Genomic DNA, 20,597 nt, shown 5'->3' on the forward strand with positions numbered 1-20,597 from the left:
ACCATGATCGGCGATCAGGCTGTGGGGAACCGGGTCCCGTGAGGGATCCACGGGGAGTGGGGGCTGCTGTCATGACACTGAACGCTCGGGGACGCAGGGCCACCGCGGTGGCGGTGACCGCCGCCGTGACCGCGCTGACGCTGCTGCCCGCGACCGCCGCCGGGTACCCCGCCTCCGCCGGACCCTGGACCACCGCCACCGCGCTGACCGACGACCAGGGCCAGCAGGGTCTGATCGACGTCCGCACCGCCCCCGACGGCACCGCGTTCGCCCTGTGGCGCGACAAGGCGGCCGGCGCCTCCACCTGGGAGATACGGGCGGCGGTGAAGGCCGCGGGCGGTGACGTCTGGAGCGCCCCGCACACCCTGCTCACCGGCGTCGGCGCGAGCGCCGAGGCCCGGCTCGCCGTGGCCCCCGACGGGCGCGCCGTGGTGACCTGGGTGGCCGGCAGCGGCACGGACGGTTCGCTGACCGCCCTCGCCGTCACCTGGGACCCGAAGGCCCGCGCCTGGTCGGCACCGGCCGGCCTCACCGCCTACGACGGCCTCAACCTCTCCACGCCCCAGATCGCCGCCGCGGCCGACGGCACCCTCACCGCCGTATGGACGCAGGGCGAGGGGGCCCTCCGGTTCGACGTCGCGACCGCCACCCTCGCGCCCGGCGCCGCCGACTGGTCGAAGCCGAAGACCCTGGGCGGCGTCACCACCGGCTCGGTGGACGACCTCGCGCTCGCCGTCGCGCCCGACGGCGCCGCCACCGTCGTCTGGGACGCCTACGACTTCTTCACCGGCGCCCACGCCGTCACCACCGCCACGCGCACCGCCGCCGGTGTCTGGAGCGGCGCGGCCGCGCTGCCGGGCGCCGACGCCTCCGTCGGGGACGTGCGGGTGACGATGGACGCGCGGGACACGACCACCGTGCTCTGGCTGGACGTCACCGACCCGAACACGGGCACCGGCGACCTCAAGTCCGTGACCAGGAAGACCCCTTCGGCGGCGTGGGGCACCGCGCAGACCGCGGCGGCCGCCGTCCGCCCGAGCGACGACAGCGGCCCGCTGACCGCGCCCGACGGCGATGTCACCTACGTGTGGACCGGCTGGAGCGCCGCCGCAGGCACCCCGGTCGTCCAGACCGTCACCCGCGCCGCCGCGACCGGCACCTGGTCCCAGCCGAAGACCCTCTCCACCGGCTATGTGAAGTGGCAGGTCTCGGCCGCGATCGGCGGCGACGGCACGGTCCAGGTCGTCTGGCCGCAGACGCCGTCCATCGACAACGGGAACGACAACTCCCTCCAGTGGGCGGTCCGTTCGAACGGCGCCTGGAGCGCGGCGACCGCGGTGAACGGCGCGCCCGTGCCCGCCGTCCCGACCACCGACGCCCTGACGGGAGAGGTGGCCGCGGGTCCCGACGGCCGGGCCACCGTGGTGTGGCGCGAGGCGGCCTACGCGGGCGGCGGCGCCTACACCTCCCGGCTGTGGGGCCGTTCGCAGACGCTGCTCGCCAAGCCGGTCGTCACCCAGAAGGCGACGCTCTCCGGGACCGCGCGCACCGGCTCCACGCTCACCTGCTCCGCCACCGCGACGGGCCTCCGCGTCACCACGGCGTGGTCCTGGCTGCGGGACGGCAAGGCGATCGCGGGCGCGACGGCGAAGACGCGCAAGCTGACCGCCGACGACCACGCCCACAAGGTGTCCTGCCGGGCGACCGCCGCCAACCCGGCCGGTTCGGTGGTCTCCACCTCCGCCGCCGTCACGGTCGCCGCGGGTCCCGCGCTCAAGCCGACCAAGGCGCCCTCGGTCTCCGGCACCGCGAAGGTCGGCCGCAAGCTGACCGCGAACCACGGCACCTGGACGCCGTCCGCCACGTCGTACACCTACCGGTGGCTCCGCAACGGCAAGGCGATCACGGGGGCCACCCGGTCCACGTACGTCCTGGCCAAGGCCGACAAGGGGAAGAAGATCACCGTGAAGGTGACGGCCCGTCGCACGGCCTGGACGAACGGCTCGGCGACGACGGCGGCGGTCACGGTGCGCTGACGCTCCGCGGGTTTTCCGGGTGACGCTCCGCGGGTTTTCCGGGTGACGCTCCGCGGGTTTTCCGGGTTCGGGTCTTCGGCGTTCCCAGGGTGGGAGATTTCCGCGCTACGGCGCGGTTAAGTCTCCCGCAAACTCTGGTGGCCGGGGGGTGATCGCCCCATGATGGTGGCATGACGGCGGCCTGGCATGCCCTGAACCGACTGACGACCTGGCCGGACCTCACCGAGGTCCGGCCGAGCTGTGGCACCGGCCGGGCGCTGCGCTCGACCAGGGCCGAGATCGCGCACTTCCACTCGGGGCGCAGTGTCGATCTGCACCTCACGGCCGGCACGATCCGCCGCTTCGAGCACGACCTCGGCCACTCCACCGCGATCCGGCTGGTGCCCGGTTCGCACTGGGTGACGGTCCGGATGGAGTGCGAGGCGGACATCGGCCTGCTGATGACCCTGATGAGCGCGGCCCTCAAGGCCCATCACACGTGGCCGGTCACGGCCGAGACCCCGACGGTCCGCTGCAACGACCGCCGGGAGGCGGCGCTTTCGCATCGCGCGCATCTCTGACGCGGCGGGGGCCGGGTGGCCGAGTGGCCGGGTGGCCGGGTGGCCGGGTGAGGGTGCTCTCCCGGCCTTGCCGGCACTCCTGTAGTTCCGTACTCCCGGGCGCTCGTAACGTCCGTCAGACGTTGACGCCGAAGTCCGCCGCGATCCCGGCCAGGCCGGAGGCGTACCCCTGGCCGACGGCGCGGAACTTCCACTCCGCCCCGGCCCGGTACAGCTCGCCGAAGACCATCGCCGTCTCGGTGGAGGCGTCCTCGGACAGGTCGTAGCGGGCGATCTCCTGCCCGCCGGCCTGGTTGACGACCCGGATGAACGCGTTGCGGACCTGCCCGAAGCTCTGCCCGCGGTTCTCGGCGTCGTGGATCGAGACCGGGAAGACGATCCGGTCGATCTCGGCCGGTACGGCGGCGAGGTTCACCTTCACCGACTCGTCGTCGCCCTCGCCCTCGCCGGTGAGGTTGTCACCGGTGTGCTCGACGGACCCGTCGGGGCTGCGCAGGTTGTTGTAGAAGACGAAGTGCTGGTCGGAGAGGACCTTGCCGGACGCGTCGAGGAGCAGCGCGGAGGCGTCGAGGTCGTAGTCGGTGCCGGTCGTCGTCCGGACGTCCCAGCCGAGGCCGACCAGCACGGCGGTCAGTCCGGGCGCCTCCTTGCTGAGCGAGACGTTGCCGCCCTTGGACAGGGTTACTCCCACGGTGTGCTCCTCCTCGGCGTGCGCGACCGGCCCGGTGCCCCGGACCCGATCTTGAATCTACAGCACTGTAGAGATAGGGGACCGGGCTTCCACGATTCCCGGGCAGGCGTCGATACGATGGCCGACCGGGAAACGGACGGTGGCGGCGGCGGAGAAGGGACACGGCGTGACGGACGACGACCGGCAGCGCCCCCGACGGCGGGGACAGGGCGAGCTGGAGGCACTGGTGCTGTCGGCCCTGCGGGAGGCCGGCGAACCGGTGACGGCCGGCTGGGTGCAGGAACGCCTCGGCGGCGACCTCGCCTATACGACGGTGATCACCATCCTGACCAGGCTGCTCGGCAAGGGCGCGGTCACCCGCGAGCGCTGCGGACGCTCCTTCGCCTGGCTGGCCGCGTCCGACGAGGCCGGTCTCGCCGCGCACCGGATGCGCCGGGTGCTGGACGGCGAGCGCGACCGCGGGGCCGTGCTCGCCAGCTTCGTCACCGGTCTCGGTCCCGACGACGAGCGGCTGCTGCGCGAGCTGCTGGACCGGCCGGAGGCCGACTGAGTCCCATGGGCCTCTTCGTCTTCCTGCCGCTGGTCCTGCCCCTCACGGCCTGGCCGGTCGCACGGCTCGCCGAACAACGGCTGCACCCGCGCACCGCGACCCGGCTGCTGACCGGCGTGGCCGCGGTGATGGCGGTGTGCAGCACGGTCTGCCTCGGGCTGCTCATGGTCGTCGGCACCGCCCAGTTGCCCGGCAACCCGCTGCCGGACGCCTGGTCCGACCCCGAGGTCCGCGCGGCCGTCCCGCACGACGAGATCGCCGGCCGGGCCGCCGTCCCCACCCTGTGCGTGGTGGCCGTCGTCTGCGCCCGGACGCTGTGGCGGCACCGCCGGGTGCGCCGCCGCGCCCACCGCGCGCTGGCCGGGCTGCCGGCCACCCAGGTCGCGGTCCTGCCCGACACCGGGGCGGCCTACGCGTACGCGCTGCCGGGCGGGCGGTACGGGTCGGGGGGACGGCGGGGGTCTGGTGGGCGGTATGGCTTGGGGGGACGGTACGGATTTGAGGGCTGGCCTGGATCCGGGGGACGGTACGGGTTCGGGGGCCGACGCGGCTTTGGGGGCTGGCGCGGAGCTGGGGGACCGTACGGATCTGATGGATGGCGCGGCTTCGGGGGGCGGCGCGGATCCGGCGGGCGGCGCGGTTCCGGGGGCACGTACGGTTCCGGCGGGCAGCGCCGTTCCGGGGGCCTGTATGGCTCGGACGGGCAGCACAGCTCCGGCGGGCGGTATGGCTCGGACGGGCAGCGCGGCCCCGGCGGTCGGTACGGTTCCGACGGGCAGCTCAGCTCCGGCGGACGGCGCGACCCCGGCGGACGGCGTGGCCCCGGCCGCGCGTACGGCCGGATCGTCGTGACCTCCGCCCTGCTGGACTGTCTCGAACCGGCCGAGCGGCGCGCCCTGTTCGCCCATGAGCGGGCCCACCTCGCCGCCCGCCACCACCGCCATCTGCTCGCCGTACGACTGGCGGCGCAGGCCAACCCGTTCCTGCGGCCGCTGCGCACGGCCGTCGCCTACACGGCGGAGCGGTGGGCCGACGAGGAGGCCGCGCGGGCGGTCGGCAGCCGTCGCACCGTGGCCCGGGCGATCGGCAAGGCCGCGCTGGTCTCGCACGGCGCCGCGCCCCCGCCGGGCTTGGCCGCCCTCGTCCCACCTGGCGCCGCGCCCCCGCCGGGCCTGGCGGCCCTCGTCCCACCTGGCGCGGCACCGCCGCCCGGCCTGGCGGCCCTGGCCGGGCTGCCCGCCTTCGCCGCCCCGGCCCCCGGCCCCGTGCCGCGCCGGGTGACGGCCCTGCTCGCCCCCGCTCCCACGCCCCGCCACTGGGCCTCCGTCTTCACCACCGTCGGCCTGGCCGTCTGGTGCGCCGCCGCGGGGACGGCCGTCTCGGCGATGTCCTCGGCGAACGCGGCGGTGACGATGCTGGTCATCCTGCACGCGGCGACCCCGCTCTGAACCCGGCTCCCGCCGCGCCTCACTAAGATCATCGACGGGGGAGTGGAACCAAGTAGGCGCGCACGTGAGGGAGTTGGGGCGACCCGATGCAGCACGACCTGGCCGAGCGGTGCCGGGCGATCACCGGGACCCGCTGGTTCTCCGTCGCCGTCCTCGCCCTCATCCTCGCCAACGCGCTGGTCCTGGGCGTCGAGACGTACACGGGCTTCGCCGCCCGCAGGCACGACGAGCTGAAACTCGTAGAGCACTGCTTCCTGGCCGCGTTCACCGTGGAGATCCTGCTGCGCGCCGGCGCCCACGCCGACCGCCCCCGCGACTTCCTCCGCGACCCCTGGAACCTCTTCGACCTCGCCGTCGTCCTGTGCGCCTTCCTGCCGGTGATCCGCGAGAACGCCACGGTGCTACGGCTCCTGCGCCTGGCCCGTGTCCTGCGCGCGGCGCGCTTCCTGCCCCAACTGCGCATCGTCCTGGTCGCGGTGGCCCGCAGCCTGCCGGGCACGGTCAGTTTCCTGCTGGTCGGCGCGCTGCTGCTCTACGTGTACGCCATGGTCGGCTGGCTCTTCTTCGCGGCCGAGGACCCCGAGCACTACGGCTCCCTCGGCCGCGCCGTCCTCACGCTCTTCCTGCTGATGACCCTGGACGGCCTGGGCGACGCCGTCCGCGCCGGCCTGGAGATCTCCCGCTGGAGCATCGCGTACTACGCCTCGTACGTGCTGCTGGGCTCGTTCGTCCTGGTGAACGTGCTGATCGGCGTGGTGCTGACGTCCCTGGAGGAGGCGCGGGACATGGAACGCGACCTGGAGTCTCCCGGGGCTCCGGCTCCGCCCACATCGCAGTCCACTTCGCAGCCTTCTCCACAGCCCTCTTCGCAGCCCACGTCGCAAGAGGTCCTGCACGCCCGTGTCACCGCCGCGCGGCGGGCGCTGGCGGACCTGGAGCGGAGCCTCGCCGACCTCACGCCCCCTCCGCCGGCCCCGGAACGTGACCCCGCCCGCCCCTCGCGCTGAACCGTTCCGCCTGTAAGGCTCAGCCCGTGACCTACGTAGTGACCGTTGACATCTGCATCCCGGAGGGCACTCCGGAGATGGACCCGCTCCAGCGCGCCGGCGCCGTGGCGCTCGTCGAGGACGGACTGGACGCCGTCCGGGCCGTCGAGGGGCCCGACGGCGTCCAGGTCGACGTGCTCGACACGATCGTGGCCGTCCACCCCGGCGGCGCCCTGCTGAAGGTCGTCGTGGACGCCCCGGCCCTGGAGTTCGCCGAGGGCTCGGTCCAGGTGCTCGTGGACGAACTCCTGGAACGCACCGAGGTGTTGGCGGACTGGACGATCGAACGGTGCGAGGTCGAACTCCACCAGGACCTGGCCAGGGAGAGCCTCGCCGCCGCCGACGGCCCCGACGCGCCGCCCGACGACCTCGCCCTCCGCAGGGCGAGGCACACCGCGGGCGCGTCGTCCGCGCAGAACGCGGGGGAGGGCGCCGACGGCCCCGACGGCGCCGCGACGAAGGCACGGGCCGCCCGCGCCAGGATGCTGGAGCTGGCCGCCGAACTGCGTGCCTTCCCACCGGCGGTGTTCGGCGTGGAGGCGGACGACGACAGGCGCGCCGTCCCCGCGGAGAGCGCCCGGCTCGCCGCCGGCGCCCTGGTCCACGCGACCGACACCCTGGTGGACGAACTCTTCGAGGACGTACAGGTCCTGGCCCAGGAGGACGCCACCGTCGCCGAGTGCGAGGGCCCGCTGTGGCACCTGGAACGCCTCCCCGACCGCTACGCGCTCCAGTACGACGCCCGTTTCGCCCGCCGCTTCCTCGTCACGGTGATCGCGCTGACCACGCGCTTCACCGACGGAAGCTTTCAGCACCTGAGCTGTGTGGCCGAGGAACTGGCCCTGCGGTTCCTCCTGAACGAGGCGACCACCACCCTCGAACTCCACGACCTGCTCGACGACCACGTCTCCACGGCCCTGGCCAACCTCGCCGACGCGCTCTGCGTGGACACCGACCACGACCGCGTCCACCACCCGGCCGCTCTTCTCCCCTTCACCTCCTGGTTCACCCCGTTCACGGAGGACAGCTACGCCCACCCGTCGACGACGGACGAGCCGGAGGCGGCACCGCAATAGAAATGCACAGGTGCCTCATATACCCCTCTGGGCTCCGTTAACATGTTCGAAATCGCAAAACGAGCACATGGGCAGAGCATTGAGAGAAACCGGACTTTTCCGCGGAATCACCCCCCGCGCGATACTGTGGGCCACCGCCGCCGCGGTGGCCCTCGGATTCCTCATAGCCCTCGAATTCACCGCGCGCCATTACGACATACCGGGCCCGATCACCGTCCAGGCCCGCGAAGCGGTATTCCCGCCCAAATCAGGCTTCCTGCTCTACGCCGGCATGGCGCTGATGATGGTGGTCCTCCCGTGGCGGCAACGCCTCACGGCGACCGCCGCCGCCATCGGCATCGACGTCGTCATCGCGGCCGTCCGCTGGGCGGCGGACCTGGGGAGCACCGAGGGCCACTTCTTCGGCAACGGCGCCCTCTGGGTCCTGCTGGCCTACGGCGTCATCGCCCTCACCCGCCGCACCGGCCCGGAACGCGTCCTGCTGCTCAAGGGCGTCGGCCTGGGCCTGCTCCTGGTGGCCGGCCGCAAGGCGGGCGACACCTGGCTGCTGATCACCTCGAAGTCCCGCCCGGTCGTCCTCGACCAGTACATGGCGACCGCCGACCACGCGCTCGGCAACCCGTCCTGGCTGGTGGGCCGTCTGGTCACGGCGACCGGCGCGATCGGCTTCAACATCCTGGACATCGTCTACGGCCAGCTCGCGGTGGCCGCGGTCATCGTCTCGCTCTACCAACTGCGCAACGTCGCCGCCGAGCGCCGTTTCCCGGCCCATCACCTGGTCCGCACGTTCCTGGTGATCGGCCTCCTCGGCCCCGGCATCTACATGATCTACCCGGTCGTCGGCCCGATCTTCGCCTACGGCACCGGCGCCGCCCACTGGGAGTCCGTCAGCCTCTGGACCGACCCGCCCGCCACCGCGCACTGGGCGGTCGCCGACCTGTGGCCGAACACCCCGCCCCCGGTCGGCACCCCGCAGCACATGCCGTTCGACGAGATCACCCCGCGCAACTGCATGCCCAGCCTCCACACCGCCTGGGCGACCGCCATCTACATCCACACCAGAAAGGCCCCCCGCTTCCTGCGCCACGCGGGCACCTTCTGGCTCCTGGCCACCCTCGCCGCGACCCTCGGCTTCGGCTGGCACTACGGAGTGGACCTCATCGCGGGAGTGGTCTTCGTCCTGACGATCGAGGCGGCACTGAGGGCCCAGGCAAGAGGCTGGGACACGTCGTCAACATGGCTGGTGATGTACGGCGCAACGACGTTCGCCACCCTCCTCCTCACCTACCGCTACCTCCCGACCCAGATGGCCCACCACCCCTGGCTGGCGGGCCCCCTGCTCCTCCTGGCCATGACGTCGGTGATCTACGCGTACATCCGCACGACGACGACATGGACCCTCGACGCGCCCTCGCCGGCGAAGAACGAACCCCAACCGGAACTGGTCTGACCGCCGCCCGAAAGTGTGTGTGTCCCGGGGCGGGGGAAAGTGTGATCGAAGGATGAACTGGGCACAACGATCACGACGTCAACTGATCCGGGGTGAACGGGGGGCCGGGTGGGGGCAAACAGACGAGCGCGTCCGGACGACGGACCACAGCACGGTGTCCTGCCGGCCGGAATCCTCACCGACGAGGACATCGTCGCGTACGCGCGCCACTACGACCTGATCGTCCCCTTCGACCCCGAGAACGCGAAGTACGCCTCCTACGAACTGCACGCCTCGGCGAACGCTCAGATCCTCATCTACCACGGCGAAGTCACGGCCCACGCCCCGCTGCCCCCGGTCAACGGCGAACTGATCATCGCGCCCGGCGCCACGGTCCGCATCGACACGGCCGAGTCGATCAGGCTCCCCGACAACGTCATGGCCAACATCATCGGCCTCGGCCAGCTCTACGCCTGCGGCGTGACCGTCGCCAACACCTATGTGGACCCCGGCTCCCGCGGCCCGATCTACCTGGCCCTGACCAACCTGGGCAGACGCACCGTCAGAATCCCGGTCGGCGAACCCATAGGCCGAGCCCAGTTCCACCTCCTCGGCCGCGCGGTCCGCACGGCCCACCCGGGCCCGGTCTTCCGCCGCTCGATCCAACTCCGAGTGAACGGCGAGGAGTCCACTCCACCCTCACCGGGACAACCCCAGGACGACGGCTCTCGTTCCGTCCCCCTCATCGACACGTCGGCCGCGACCCAGTTGGCCGCCCGCCAGGAGTCCCTCGACCACCGCCTCACCGTGGTCAAACTGGCCCTCTACGCCATGGCCGGCGCCTGGCTCGGCCTCCTCTGGGCCATAGCCCCCACCAGCGGCAACACGATGCTCCGCTTCATCAACGGCGACGGCGTCCCCGACATCCTCAAACTCATCCTCGGCCTGACGGTCCCGACCCTCATCACCCTCTGCTTCCGAGACGTCCGCAACTCTTTGACCCAGGTGAGCCGCCGCCGAAGCACCACCACCTGAACCACTACCGTTCCCGGCATGAAGATCGCACTCTGGTCCCTCCTCACCCTGTTCCTCATCGCCGGCGCGATAGGCGGCCTGCTCGCCGCCGCAAACGCCCACAACACCCCGGACACCCTCCGCCACTTGCTCGCCGCCACCTGGTTCGCCCTGGGAGCCTGGGGCAGTTGGAGGAGAGCATCACGCCCCCACCCCACGGAACTCACCCCTGCCCGGGAACCGCACGGGAGACTTTGGCGGCGAAGATGACCTCCTGCGATGGGACTCCTGCTCTCGCTCGGATCCTGTAGTCGATCACCCCCATCTCCCCAAGGGCGGCCACGTCGACGACACCCCCAGAAGCGCCCCACCGCGGCCCGTCACCCCGCCGAGGGGCTTGTCGGTCATATGACCTACTCTTCGAACACTCGCCACACGCGGCGCACAGAGAACACACATCACCGCCGCGTGCGTGGCGTCCACGTTCTTTCGATCCGGGGGGTTCGAACCCGCGTGCGTCTCCGCACCCTTCCGACCGCCACCGCACTGGCGGTCCTCTTCAGTTCGGCCGCCCTCACGGCGGTGCCCGCCCATGCCGACAGCAGTCGGCCCGTCGCGGTGCAGGACACCGACGACATGGTCGTGGACGGCGTCCACCAGCGGGTCTTTCTCGCCGACCGGTCCGCCGGCCAGGTGCTCGTCACCGACTACACCGGCCGCACCGTCGCCACCCTCACCGGGCTGCCCCAAGTACGCGACCTCGACCTGAGCCCGGACTCCGGCACGCTGTACGCCGCCGTACAGGGCGCCGACAGGATCGTCGCCTACGACACGGCGACGCTCACGCGCACCGCCGAGTACCCCACCGGCGACAAGACCGAGCCCTCCCGCGTCGCCTACGCCGACGGCAAGCTGTGGTTCGGCTACGGCGATCAGTGGGACTCCGGTCTCGGCGTGGTCGACCCGACCACCGAGACCCCCACGGTCACGCTCGACCTGGCGGCCGGCCACGACTTCGCCGGCCCGCCCAAGCTCTACGCCGACCCCGACAACCCGGGCACGCTCCTCGCCCTCGACGCGGGCATCTCCTCCGGCCCGATCATCGTCTACGACATCTCCACCGGCACCCCGGCGATCCGCGTCACCGCCAACAAGGGCGGCTTCTACAGGGACGCCGCCCTCACCCCCGACGGGCAGAACGTCGTCGTGGCCGGTCCCGGAATCCGGGCGCTCACCGAGTACCGCCTCTCCGACCTCGCTGAAGTGCGCACCTTTCCCGTGCCCTCCGAGCCGGAGACCGTCGACGTCGCCCCGGACGGCACCGTGGCGGCCACGGTCCTCGACACCGACAACACCGGCGACACCTACATCTTCGGCAGCGACCCGACGCGGCCCGCCAACGTCCGCAACCTGACGTCCTCCTGGATGCCCTGGGGCGGTCACTCGACGAGCTGGACCGCCGACGGCGCGAAGCTGCTCGTGATGACCGGCGCCGAGATGTACATCGTCGACGAGCCCCGCAAGTACGCCCCCACCCTGACGGTCACGGCCCCCTACACCGCGACCCGCGCCAAGCCGCTGACCGTCAAGGGCAGCCTCAAGTCCGCCCTGCCGCTCCCTGCCGGCACCCCCCTCCAGGTCACCCGCACCGACCTGGACTCCCCGAACGGCAAGTCGCTCGGCACCAAGACTCTCGGCGCGAACGGGGCGTTCTCCTTCGCCGACACCCCGCCGGCCGGCGCCCAGGTCACCTACAGGGTGACCTACGCGGGCGACGCGACCCACGCCCCCGCGAGCGGCTCCGCCGTCGTCCAGGTCTCCCGCGCGCTGCCCGCGCTGAGCCTGAACAACAACGGCAAGGTGTACTCGTACGGCGCCGACGTGAAGTTCACCGCGCACCTCGGGACGACGTACAAGAACCGCAAGGTCGAGATCTGGGCCGACCCGGCCGGCGACGACAAGCCCGAGAAGCTGGTGAAGTCCGGCACGGTCAACTCCAGCGGCAACCTGTCCGCCACCCTCGACCTGCGCCGCGACACCAAGGTCATCGCGAGGTTCAGGGGCGACGCCCGCTACAGCAGCCGCGCGGTGGTGGTCAACGTCGGCACCAAGGTGAAGGTGTCCACGGCGGTCAGCGGCCACTACAAGACCAAGTCGACGTGGGGTCACACGTACCACTTCTTCCGCAAGACCAAGAACCCGGTCTTCACGACGACGATGACCGCCTACCCGGGCCGCAAGCAGGGCCTCGAGTTCCAGATCTACTACAACGGCGTCTGGTACGACGGCGGCTCCGAATACTTCCCGCTCAGCAGCTCCGGCGTCTCCAAGGTCACCCTCACCGGCCCCCACGAGACGGGCTGGCGCATGCGTGTCCGCTCCAAGTACGTCGACGACATCTCCGGCGACACCGTCAACTCCACGACGTACGGCGCCTGGAAGTACTTCACCTTCACCAAGTAGCACGGCTCACACCTGGACCTGCACCTGCACATGGTCCAGCGCACGGCGCAACTCCACAGGCACGGGCCAGAGTTCACTGGCCCGCGCCGCGTCGCCGATCCAGACTGCGCTCGGCGTTCCCCGCAAACATCGCGCGTCCAGCACGTCGGCCTGAGTCAGTACTCTGTGCGCTGGCCTGTGACTAGAAGTGGCCACAGCCCGAAGGTGCACCGCATCCTGTGATCGCTTAACTGCTCTCTGGCTCCCCCTTTCAACGCCCTGACGTGGGAGGAACGGGAGACGGCTCTCGACGCTCGCCTTGCCATGCACGCTGGCTCGCCGGTACAGGCACTCGACAAGCCACTCAAAGCCCGCGCTTACGGAGAGGCCGGACAAGGCCCGGGGATCGATCCCGTTCCATGATTCTTACGAGGGACTCCTCAGCTCCCAATCGGCCGCAGAGAAGACCTCGTCCGCTGTGGCCGGATGTCCTTGCGAAATCAGTGCGGCGAACGGACCCTGTTCCATGTCCTTAGTCGTCGTGTGCGTGTGGTTCAGCAGCATCGCGAGCAAGGCGGTTGCCGTGTCGATGACCTCAGCCAGGTGCTCGATCTCCTCGGCATGGTTCGTCCGCACTGGCGCACGCTCATCGGACAGTTCCTCGTAGCCCATGTCGTCAACACCAAGGGCGGCGCGGAACTCGTGTCGGATGGCCTGCCGCTCTTGAGCGAGAGTTCGGGCGGCGAGTGCCTCCTCGTCCGCCTGCTGGAGCGTCAAGATGAGTTCGGGCCCACACTCCTCCGAGTCGTAGAGGAGATCCCAGTCGCGGTCGAACTCTCTTTGGGCTGCGGCGGACAGTCTGGATCGAAACGCCTCCAGCTCAGGAACAGATGTCACGGAGTTCTCGTCCAGCTCAAGGCTGCAGACCGGAGCGTTGGCACCGCCCTTGGTGAGGAACTCGATGCGCGTGAGCGGGTATGAATCGCCTAGGTACCAGCCGCCGTGTGCATCAGGCTGGTGAGTCGGACAACTCGGTTGTTCCCAGGGGGGAACGTCGTCGTTGACAGCAGGCTGTGTCGGACAGTCCGGCGGGCACGGACGGTCAGCGTGCTCCGGACTGACCGACGGGCGGGTTTTCTCGGTGACTACAAGGCGTCGAAGGGCCTCTGTGTAGGCGATTCCCTCGGCCTCGGCAATGCGTCGTGCGGCCTGCTTGCGGGCGTTGCTGCCGGATCTGGTCATGGCTACTCCAGAACTCGGGACCCTACACACCCCGCCGGAGCGCGGAGCAGGTGGATGACGGACTCTACGCGGGCCCAGAGGGCCTTGGCCGAATCTGCCACCCGGGTGGTGTAGGCACCGGTGGCTGCGGCGGGGCGTACGCGGCTTGCCATCGTGATGCTATCTCAGCAAGGGGCGCGTCGTGGTGGCTGCTGAGACTGGTCTTCCCCAGGGGCCAGCCTCAGCGTTCGCGAGTCGGTCCGAAACGCACGCCGCGCGCCGTCAAGGGCAGACGGGCAGTCCTTGACTACTCGCCGGTTGCCGGCGCTCGTCCGACGATGTCCGACAGTGGCCCCCTGTAGGTGGTGCCAAGCTTGTGCACCACGCCCAAGGTGGGGCCGGGACCGTTCTTCATACGGCTCACGTAGTTCTCGGGCAGCAGCACCCTGTCGCCGACTTCGAGCGGCTTGCTCCCACGCCATCGGTAGGCGTACCCGCCAACGTCTACAACCTGATAGCCGTCGACCTCGTATACACGCTTCGCGTCGTCCAGCCGCTCCTCAAGTTCCTTGATGCGTTGCTCGAGTCGTTCGATTCGGGACTTGGAGAAGCTTGCGCTGCTCTCGCTTCCGGACTTGTAGCCCTCGTTCCACCCGCGCCGATGAGCCTCGGCCACGGCCTTGTCCTGCTCCGTGGCATGCGTGCCGCACGCCACGTCCGACCCCGATATTCGGATCTTGCAGGGACTTCCTGAACGGGTCGGTCGCCCGCAGGTCCGGTTGTGCCGGTCGGTCATGTGGTTGGTCCCCTTCCGCAGAAAGTTGATCGGGACCTTCCCCCGGATTGCTGCTGAGGGAAACGTAGAAACCTGGTCGCGCTTTCCATGGCGCTGGAGCAGGTTCGGCAGGAGGGCCTCGAAGCCGAGCGCAAGCCTCACCGTTGACGATTCTTGCTCTGCTCCGGGAGCTATTGATCAGAAACTCATGGGGTTCTCGTCCAGGACGTAGCGGACGTGTGGGCCGCCGAAGTAGCCGCGGACGATGTGCGGCTGGCGCTGGCGTCTGCGGAAGAAGCGGCGGGTCTCGGCGGCGAGTTCGGCCTGGTTCCGGGCTCGGTGCTGCTTGGGCAGGCTGTGCTTGAGGTCGGCGTTGACGAGTTCGTCGGGGTTGAGCTCGGGCGAGTACGGGGGCAGGAAGTGCAGCTCGACGTCGTCGGGGTGGGCTGCGAGCCAGTCGCGGACCTTCTTCGAGCGGTGGGCGGAGTGCCCGTCGACCACGAGATGGACCTTGTGGTCGAAGTGGCCGGCGAGCCGGTCCAGGAAGCGGCACATCACCTCGGCGGTGAAACTCTCGGTGAAGACCATGAAGTGCATCCGGCCCTTGGTGCTGATCGCCGACATCGCGTTCACCGAGAACCGGTTCCCGGCCCGTCGCACGACGGGGGTCTTGCCCTTCTCTCCCCAGGTGCGGCCTGTGACCTGGTCGGAGCGGATGCCGACCTGGTCGGCGAAGAGAATCTCCCCACCGTCCTCCTTCGCCCTCGCCCGGATCTTGGGCCAGGTCTCGGCGTGCCAGCGCCGGACGGCCTCGGGGTCCTGCTCGACGGCCCTCTTGTCCGGGCGCTGGAAGGAAAGACCCCACCGCTTCAGGTACTTGCCCACCCCCGGTTCGGTCAGCCGTACCCGGTACAGCTTCGCGATCAGGTCACCGATCAGCCGCCGCGTCCACAACTGCCCACTCAGCCCCACGTCACAGGGCCGGTGATCGAGGACCGCCTGCCGCACAGCGGCCTGCTCGGCCTCCCCGAGCACCTGGTGCACCCCGACCGGCTTACCACGCGGCCGCATCACCAGAGCCTCCCGACCGCCGGCCAGCCACTTCGCCCACCAGATGTCGACGGCCTTCAGCGACACCCCGAACACCGCCGCCACGTCCTCACGGTCCCGCCCCGCCACCAACGCGGCCACCGCCCGCAGCCGCAGGGCCTCCTGCGCCGACGGCGACAGATGCCGCGCGTCCCCCACCAGATCGCTCACACCCCTCCAACGACCCAGAACCCAAACCGTTTCGGATCAATAGAACCCGAAGTAGGCTCCCAAGGCGCCCCTAGAAGCCACTCAGGGGCCCGACCCGCTAAGCGGATCAGGCCCCTGACCTGGTATTTCGGCTGTCGGGGTGGCGGGATTTGAACCCACGACCTCTTCGTCCCGAACGAAGCGCGCTGCCAAGCTGCGCTACACCCCGATGTCGCTGCTGGTCCTGCTTGTCGCGGCGACGTCGTTTACTTTAGCCCACGGGTGGCTGGAGACGAAATCCGGTTTTGGCGCGGTGGTGGATCGGGTTGGGGCGGGCGTGGTCGAGGGCCACGAGGAGGACGGCCAGGGCGTAGAAGGAGAGGCCGAGGAGGAGCGCGTTGGTCAGGGTGTGGCGGTAGCCGTGAGCCGCGGGGTCGAGGAAGGGGTAGAGGGGGCCGGCCGGAGCGAACAGGTCGGCGGCGGCCAGGAGGAACAGCAGGTAGGCGCACGGGTACGCCATCCACATCGCCGCGTGGCGCAGGCGCAGGCGGCCGGGGGAGGTCAGCAGGAGCCACTCCAGGAGCGCTGCCACCGGGGTCACCGTGTGGACGAGGGGGGACGCCGTGCCCGTGTCGAGTACGTGGTGGGTCAGGGACGTGATCGTCACGTAGAGCAGCGCCGCGCCGGTCAGGGCGGCGGGGAGCGGCCTGCGGGCGGTCCAGGCTCGGCGGGCCGACAGGAGCATGACCACCGCGAGCAGGATGTCGGCCTGGATCGCGAAGTGGCTCAGCACGCGCGGTGCGCTGTCGAGCCGTAGCTCGAAGGCCACGCCCGCGGCCGCCGTGCCGGCGATCAGGACGCGGAGGATCGCGGCCAGGGGGCGGCGTACGGGCGGTACCACGGCGGCTGCGGGGACGGTGGAGGGGAGCAGCCGGTGGGTCCGCGGTATCGCGGGCAGTTCCGGGATGTCCCTGGGTATCGGCGGTGTCGGAGGTATCGGCGCGGTCATGCCCACAAAGTAGGCAAAGCCGTCAAAAGGGGCTATGCGGGTGGGCCGAACGAGGACCCCCGTGCCTGCTACTCCTTCTCCACCAGCGTCAGCAACGTCACCTCCGGCGGGCACGCGAACCGTACCGGCGTGTAGCGGTTCGTTCCGCAGCCCGCCGAGACGTGCAGGTACGCCGTACGCCCCTCCGAGGTGTGCGTCGACAGGCCCTTCACGCGGTCCGTGTCCAGGTCGCAGTTGGTGACCAGGGCGCCGTAGAAGGGGATGCAGAGCTGGCCGCCGTGGGTGTGGCCGGCCAGGACCAGCGGGTAGCCGTCCGCCGTGTACGCGTCGAGGACGCGCAGGTACGGGGCGTGCACCACGCCCATCGAGAAGTCGGCGGAGGACGACGGGCCGCCCGCCACGCGCGCGTACCGGTCCCGCTTGATGTGCGGGTCGTCCAGGCCGGTCAGCTCGATCGACACCCCGTCGACCTTCAGCACGCCCCGGGTGTTGGTGAGGTTCAGCCAGCCGGCCGTGTCGAAGCCGTCCCGCAGGTCCTCCCACGGGTTGTGGACGACGCCGACGGCGGGCGCGTTGCCGTTCAGACCGTGCCGGCCCTGGGCCTTCTCCAGCAGATAGCGGGCGGGGTTGCGCAGCTTCGGGCCGTAGTAGTCGTTGGAGCCGAAGACGTACGCCCCCGGGAACTCCATCAGCGGACCGAGCGCGTCCAGGGTCTCCGGGACGCCCTCCGGGTCGGACAGATTGTCGCCCGTGTTGATCACGAAGTCGGGGCGCAGCCCGGCCAGTGAGCGCAGCCACCGCTGCTTCTTGCGCTGGCCGCCGACCATGTGGATGTCGGAGACCTGCAGCACGCGAAGGGGGCGCATGCCGGCGGGCAGGACGGGGACGGTCACCCGCCGCAGCCGGAAGGAGCGGGTCTCGAAACCCGCCGCGTAGGCCAGACCGGCGGCGCCAGCCGCCGCGATGGACAGAGGTACTCCGTATCGCGCGCGCATACCTCCATCGTGTCAGATCCGGCCCGCGCCGCTTCGCCCGCCGTCCCTTAAGTGCCGTTCCCCCGGCGCCCTTTAAATGCGCGGGCGGCGGGCGGCCCACACCTGCGACAATCGACCCATGACCACGCTCAAGTCGAAGCTTCAGGAAGACCTCAACGCCGCGATCAAGGGGCGCGACGAGCTGCGCTCCTCGACGCTCCGGCTGACGCTCGCCGCGATCACCAAGGAGGAGGTCGCGGGCAAGGAGAAGCGCGAGCTCTCCGACGACGAGGTCCTCAAGGTGATCACCAAGGAGGCGAAGAAGCGCCGCGAGGCCGCGGACGCCTTCGCGCAGGGTGGTCGCGCCGAGAGCGCCGAGCGCGAGAAGGCCGAGGGCGAGGTGCTCGCCGCCTACCTGCCGAAGCAGCTCAGCGACGAAGAGCTGAACGACATCGTCGGCCAGGCCGTCGCCGAGGCGAAGGCCGCCGGCGCGGAGGGGCCGCGGGCCATGGGCGCCGTCATGAAGATCGTGAACCCGAAGGTGGCCGGGCAGGCCGAGGGCGGCCGCGTCGCCGCGGTGGTGAAGAAGCTCCTCGCGGGCTGACCGGAGAGCGACAACAGAACCACAGACCAACAAGAACGGCCCCTGCCTCCCGTACGGAGAAGCAGGGGCCGTTGTGTCACATGCGGATGCGCCTCAGGCGCGGCGGCCGTTCCCGCTCAGCCCCGCCCCCCGGTGTCGTTCCCGTTGCTCGTCCCCCGGAAGAACCCGTCGGGGAGCGTGAAGCCGGGGGTCGGGGTGTCGCCACCCGTCGAGCCGCCGCCGCCGTTGTTGCTGCCGCCGTTGTTCCCGCCAGTGGCCCCGCCGTTGTTGCCGCCGTTGCCGTTGCCGCCCGTGAGCAGGCCGCCGATGAAGCCGTCGCCGTTGTTGCCGTCGCCGTCACCGCGGCCGTCGTGGTCGTCGTCGTCCTCGTCCCGCTCCTTGTCGTTGCCCGGGATGTGGACGAGGTTGAACTCCGGGGCCTCCTTGCCCGAGAGCGCGCCGGTCATCGCGTCGCGCCAGATCGGGCCGGGGGTGTCACCGCCGTAGACCTGGCCGTGGTAGACGCCGCCGATGCTGATGTTCGTCATCTTCACCTTCTGGGTGGCGCTGCCGACCCAGACGGCACCCGAGAGGTTCGGGGTGTAGCCGACGAACCAGGCGTTCCTCCGCTCGTCCGTCGTACCCGTCTTACCGGCGTTCGCGCGGCCCGACAGGCCGGCCTGCTGGCCGGTGCCGGAGTCGACCACGCCGCTGAGCAGGGTGTTGATGGTGTCCGCGGTCTTCTCGCTCATCGCGCGCGAGCAGGTCGACTTCGGGACCTCCAGCGACTTCTTCGTACCGCCGACCGTCTGGGTGATCGACTCGATGGCGACCGGGGTGCAGTACATGCCGCGGCTGGCGAAGGAGGCGTAGGCGCTTGCCATGGTGAGCGGGGAGAGGCCGGTGGAGCCGAGGGTCATGGACGAGGGGACCTCGGGGACCTTGTCGCCGTTGCCCTGGACCACGCCGAGCGCGTCCGTCATCTTCACCACGGGGCACATGCCGATGTCGGACAGCATCTGCACGAAGTAGGTGTTGACCGACATCTCCATGGCCTTGCGCAGCGCGTAGGGCCCGTGCTCCGACTCGCTCTCGTTCTCCAGCTTGTAGTTGTCGTCGTTCAGCCACGGCTTGCCGCTGCACGTCTGGACGGTGTCCGGGTACGGCATCTCGTACGGCGCCGAGTAGGTCTGGTTGGCCGGGCGGCCCTCCTCCAGGGCGGCCGCCGCGACGAACGGCTTGAACGTCGAACCGGTCGGGAAGCCGTAGTTCGAACCGCCCATGGAGGCGTTGACCGAGTAGTTGTACTCGGTCTCGTTCTTGCCGTAGCCGTACGGCTTCGACTGGCCCATCCCGAGGATCTTGCCGGTGCCGGGCTCGACGAGCGTGGCGGCCGCGGCGACCTTGTCCGACTTGTAGACGTGGTCCTTGAGAGACTGCTGGACCGACTTCTGGGACTGCGGGTCCAGGGTCGTACGGATGGTCAGGCCGCCCTGGTTCCAGATCTTGGCCCGCTCCTCCTTCGTCTTGCCGAAGACCGGGTCGCTGAGGAAGACCCGCTCGACGTACTTGCAGAAGAAGCTGGCGCCCTGGACGGCGGTGATGCAGCCGTTCTTCGGCTGGGTGACCTTCAGGCCGAGCGGGGCCTTGCGCGCCTCCGCCGCCTCGGACGGCGAGATGTCGCCGACCTCGGCCATCCGCGCGAGCACGGTGTTACGGCGCTTGACGGCCTCCGCCTCGTCGTTGACCGGGTCGTAGCGGCTGGGGGACTGGACGATGCCGGCCAGCAGGGCCGCCTCGGGCAGCGTGAGGTTCTTGGCGGACTTGGAGAAGTAGCGGTGGGCGGCGGCCTCGACGCCGTACGCCTGCTGTCCGAAGAAGGTGATGTTCAGGTAGTTCTCGAGGATCTTCTTCTTGCCCAGCTCCTCCTCGACCTGGATCGCGTACTTCAGTTCGCGGATCTTGCGGCCGATGGTCTGCTGGGTGGCCTGCGCGACCTTCGTCGGGTCGTCGCCCGCCTCCTCCACGAAGACGTTCTTCACGTACTGCTGGGTGAGCGTCGAGGCGCCCTGGGCGACCCCGCCGCTCTGCGCGTTCTGGTTCAGGGCGCGCAGGACGCCCTTGAGGTCGACCGCGCCGTGCTCGTAGAAGCGGGAGTCCTCGATCGCGACGATCGCCTTCTGCATGAACGGCGAGATGTTCTTGAGGTCGACGACCGTGCGGTCACGGGAGTAGACCGTGGCGATCTGGGAGCCCTTGGCGTCCAGGATCGTGGTGCGCTGGCTCAGCGGGGGCGTCTTCAGGTTGGCCGGGAGCTCGTCGAAGGACTCCACCGACCCCTTGGCCGCCAGGCCCAGCGCTCCGAAGGCGGGCAGGGCGATACCCGCCAGGACGGCTCCGGAGAGCACGCTGACGCCGAGGAACTTCGCGGCCTGCTGCGTGGCGGACAGCCCTCCGCCCGAGCGCTTCTTTGGCATGAGGGCAGCCTACGTTCTCATTCGCCG

General features: G+C 70.4%; 17 protein-coding genes, 1 tRNA gene and 2 pseudogenes. 12 read left to right on the forward strand and 8 right to left on the reverse strand.

Annotated features, from left to right (window positions below; translation table 11 throughout):
- The first annotated feature begins 71 nt into the window (after positions 1–71).
- Both AFM16_RS39440 and AFM16_RS21290 read left to right on the forward strand, forming a co-directional pair.
- The gene (locus AFM16_RS39440; RefSeq protein ID WP_167797230.1) at positions 72–2,036 is read left to right on the forward strand and encodes a hypothetical protein; all 1,965 of its coding nucleotides are present in this window, start codon (positions 72–74) and stop codon (positions 2,034–2,036) included.
- 170 nt (positions 2,037–2,206) lie between these two features.
- Positions 2,207–2,596 carry a luciferase domain-containing protein gene (locus tag AFM16_RS21290; protein ID WP_030782080.1) on the forward strand — a complete coding sequence of 130 codons (390 nt, stop codon included), beginning with the start codon at positions 2,207–2,209 and terminating at the stop codon, positions 2,594–2,596.
- A 115-nt stretch (positions 2,597–2,711) separates the two neighbouring features.
- Here the strand turns inward: AFM16_RS21290 and AFM16_RS21295 are convergent, their stop codons facing one another.
- Positions 2,712–3,287: a TerD family protein gene (locus tag AFM16_RS21295; protein ID WP_030782082.1), complete on the reverse strand. Its 576-nt coding sequence runs from the start codon at positions 3,285–3,287 to the stop codon at positions 2,712–2,714.
- 166 nt (positions 3,288–3,453) lie between these two features.
- On the opposite strand from AFM16_RS21295, the gene AFM16_RS21300 reads away from it, so the two are divergent.
- The 9 genes and pseudogenes from AFM16_RS21300 (at position 3,454) to AFM16_RS21335 (ending at position 12,313) form a co-directional block, all read left to right on the forward strand.
- A complete protein-coding gene (locus tag AFM16_RS21300) occupies positions 3,454–3,837 on the forward strand; it encodes a BlaI/MecI/CopY family transcriptional regulator (RefSeq protein ID WP_078637042.1) in 384 nt (127 codons plus the stop codon).
- 5 nt (positions 3,838–3,842) lie between these two features.
- Positions 3,843–4,274: pseudogene (locus AFM16_RS21305) on the forward strand (M56 family peptidase); the annotation flags it as partial.
- Between the two features lie 366 nt (positions 4,275–4,640).
- Positions 4,641–5,285, forward strand: a pseudogene (locus AFM16_RS21310) (M48 family metalloprotease); the annotation flags it as partial.
- Positions 5,286–5,371: 86 nt separating this feature from the next.
- Positions 5,372–6,292, forward strand: coding sequence for an ion transporter (locus AFM16_RS21315; RefSeq protein ID WP_078634294.1), 921 nt, complete (start codon positions 5,372–5,374; stop codon positions 6,290–6,292).
- A 26-nt stretch (positions 6,293–6,318) separates the two neighbouring features.
- Positions 6,319–7,407 carry a hypothetical protein gene (locus AFM16_RS21320; RefSeq protein ID WP_037874746.1) on the forward strand — a complete coding sequence of 363 codons (1,089 nt, stop codon included), beginning with the start codon at positions 6,319–6,321 and terminating at the stop codon, positions 7,405–7,407.
- A 67-nt stretch (positions 7,408–7,474) separates the two neighbouring features.
- Entirely contained in the window at positions 7,475–8,857 is a 1,383-nt protein-coding gene (locus AFM16_RS21325) for a phosphatase PAP2 family protein (protein ID WP_078634295.1), read from the forward strand.
- A 108-nt stretch (positions 8,858–8,965) separates the two neighbouring features.
- Positions 8,966–9,871 carry a dCTP deaminase domain-containing protein gene (locus AFM16_RS21330; RefSeq protein WP_078634296.1) on the forward strand — a complete coding sequence of 302 codons (906 nt, stop codon included), beginning with the start codon at positions 8,966–8,968 and terminating at the stop codon, positions 9,869–9,871.
- Positions 9,872–9,889: 18 nt separating this feature from the next.
- Positions 9,890–10,120: a hypothetical protein gene (locus AFM16_RS39100; RefSeq protein WP_143648413.1), complete on the forward strand. Its 231-nt coding sequence runs from the start codon at positions 9,890–9,892 to the stop codon at positions 10,118–10,120.
- A 243-nt stretch (positions 10,121–10,363) separates the two neighbouring features.
- Positions 10,364–12,313, forward strand: a complete 1,950-nt coding sequence (locus AFM16_RS21335) for a YncE family protein (RefSeq protein WP_078634297.1) — start codon at positions 10,364–10,366, stop codon at positions 12,311–12,313.
- A gap of 405 nt (positions 12,314–12,718) precedes the next feature.
- On the opposite strand, the gene AFM16_RS39105 is transcribed toward AFM16_RS21335, so the two are convergent.
- The 6 genes from AFM16_RS39105 to AFM16_RS21365 all read right to left on the reverse strand — a co-directional run bounded on the left by AFM16_RS39105 (position 12,719) and on the right by AFM16_RS21365 (position 17,531).
- Positions 12,719–13,534 carry a hypothetical protein gene (locus AFM16_RS39105; RefSeq protein WP_143648415.1) on the reverse strand — a complete coding sequence of 272 codons (816 nt, stop codon included), beginning with the start codon at positions 13,532–13,534 and terminating at the stop codon, positions 12,719–12,721.
- A gap of 286 nt (positions 13,535–13,820) precedes the next feature.
- Complete coding sequence (locus AFM16_RS40105; protein ID WP_245177756.1) at positions 13,821–14,450, reverse strand: hypothetical protein; 630 nt, start codon at positions 14,448–14,450, stop codon at positions 13,821–13,823.
- Positions 14,451–14,486: 36 nt separating this feature from the next.
- Positions 14,487–15,548, reverse strand: coding sequence for an IS630 family transposase (locus tag AFM16_RS21350; RefSeq protein WP_209313206.1), 1,062 nt, complete (start codon positions 15,546–15,548; stop codon positions 14,487–14,489).
- Positions 15,549–15,682: 134 nt separating this feature from the next.
- Positions 15,683–15,756 (reverse strand) — tRNA-Pro (locus AFM16_RS21355).
- A 42-nt stretch (positions 15,757–15,798) separates the two neighbouring features.
- On the reverse strand, positions 15,799–16,536 hold the full coding sequence (locus tag AFM16_RS21360; RefSeq protein WP_078634299.1) for a Pr6Pr family membrane protein: 738 nt from the start codon (positions 16,534–16,536) through the stop codon (positions 15,799–15,801).
- A 68-nt stretch (positions 16,537–16,604) separates the two neighbouring features.
- Positions 16,605–17,531 (reverse strand): metallophosphoesterase, encoded by a 927-nt coding sequence (locus AFM16_RS21365; protein WP_078634300.1) that lies wholly within the window; start codon positions 17,529–17,531, stop codon positions 16,605–16,607.
- Positions 17,532–17,649: 118 nt separating this feature from the next.
- Here AFM16_RS21365 and AFM16_RS21370 point away from each other — a divergent pair, with 118 nt between their 5' ends.
- Positions 17,650–18,114 (forward strand): GatB/YqeY domain-containing protein, encoded by a 465-nt coding sequence (locus AFM16_RS21370; protein WP_078634301.1) that lies wholly within the window; start codon positions 17,650–17,652, stop codon positions 18,112–18,114.
- A 116-nt stretch (positions 18,115–18,230) separates the two neighbouring features.
- Here AFM16_RS21370 and AFM16_RS21375 read toward each other — a convergent pair whose 3' ends face one another.
- A complete protein-coding gene (locus AFM16_RS21375; protein WP_078634302.1) occupies positions 18,231–20,570 on the reverse strand; it encodes a transglycosylase domain-containing protein in 2,340 nt (779 codons plus the stop codon).
- Positions 20,571–20,597 lie beyond the last annotated feature (27 nt).

The sequence above is a fragment of the Streptomyces antibioticus genome (assembly GCF_002019855.1).
Classification (GTDB): Bacteria; Actinomycetota; Actinomycetes; order Streptomycetales; family Streptomycetaceae; genus Streptomyces; species Streptomyces antibioticus_B.